Annotated in this window: 1 protein-coding gene; it reads left to right on the top strand. The window is 48.9% G+C overall.

The annotated features are described in order from the left end of the window. On the top strand, positions 1-1,451 hold a 1,451-nt coding region (locus AC6I5A_RS04775), incomplete at both ends, for a ribonucleotide reductase barrel domain-containing protein (RefSeq protein WP_497900498.1).

Here is a 1,451-nt window from a genome sequence, read left to right as displayed (position 1 = left end):
GAAGAGGGTTTTCTTTTAGGCCTGCTTTTAGGGGATGGGACGTTAAAAGAAGAGAGAAATGAACATCGGATGAAGTTAGCGTCCTTACGCGATTTAGCGGGGGAGTATGGTATTTTTCCAAAGGAGAAAAGGCTTACTGAGGAGCTGGAAAAAACAAGCTCGGACTTTCACCGAGGACTGATCAGGGGTTTGTTTGATACCGATGGAACAGTAGTCGGTTCTCAAGAGAAAGGCGTATCCGTCAGGCTCTGGCAAAAGGATCTCGCGGGGCTTCAGATACTCCAGCGCATGCTGCATCGTTTAGGTATGGCTTCGACAATTTACAGAGACCGCCAATCTTCGGGCTCTAAGTCTTTGCCGGATGGCAAGGGTGGTCAGCGGGACTATGAGGTTCAGCCGGGGCACGAACTCTCCCTATCCCAAGATAATTTGCCAGCTTTTGCTGAGGTTATTGGCTTTAGCAACATGAAGAAAAAGCAAACCCTCAAAAATCTGCTTGAGGGCTATCAGCGTAATATAAATAGAGAGCGCTTTCTGGCCAATGTGACGGAATGTCTTCCGGCAGGGGTTGAGGAGGTTTATGATGCCCAAGTTCCGGGGGGCAATGCCTTTGATGCCAACGGGATCTATGTGCATAACTGTGGCGAGCAGCCGCTTTTGCCCTATGAGGCCTGCAACTTGGGCTCGATCAATCTAAAATTAATGGTGATCGAAAAAGATGGGAAAATGGTGATTAACTGGGAGCGTTTAAGTCAGGTGGTCCGCTTGTCCGTTCGTTTTCTGGACGACGTGATTGATGTGAATCAGTATCCCCTGCCCATTATTGATGAGGTTGTTAAAGGGAACCGTAAAATCGGACTTGGCGTGATGGGCTTTGCCGATATGCTCATTTTGCTGCAAACATCGTACGCCACGGAAGACGCGGTTGAATATGCGGAAAAAGTTATGAAATTTATCCAGACGGAAGCTCGGATTGAGTCCCAGCGCCTGGCTGAAGAACGGGGAACCTTCCCGAATTATAAAGGCTCAATTTATGACGGGGTCATGAAACTGCGCAATGCCACCTTGACGACAATTGCTCCAACCGGGACTATATCCATGATTTGCGGGGCTTCCAGCGGAGTAGAACCTCTCTTTGCGGTTGCCTATACTAAAACTGTGATGGATGGGACAGCTTTAATAGAAGTCAATCCCCTCTTTGAAGCGTTGGCCAAAGAGTATGGGTTCTATTCCCCGGAACTTATGCAAAAGATCGCTGAAATGGGAACCGTCCTCGGTTTACCGGAAGTACCGAACTGGGCGCAGGAGGTTTTTACCACCGCTCAAGAGATCGCGCCCGAATGGCACATCCGGATTCAGGCGGCTTTCCAGAAATATACCGATAACGCGGTATCCAAAACGATTAATTTTGCCAACGCCGCGACACGCGAAGATATTGCCGAAGCCTATCG

Source organism: Desulfosporosinus sp. Tol-M2 (assembly GCF_059735615.1).
The sequence above is the reverse complement of the archived record's forward strand: the minus strand, read 5'-3'. Positions and strand labels throughout refer to the sequence as shown.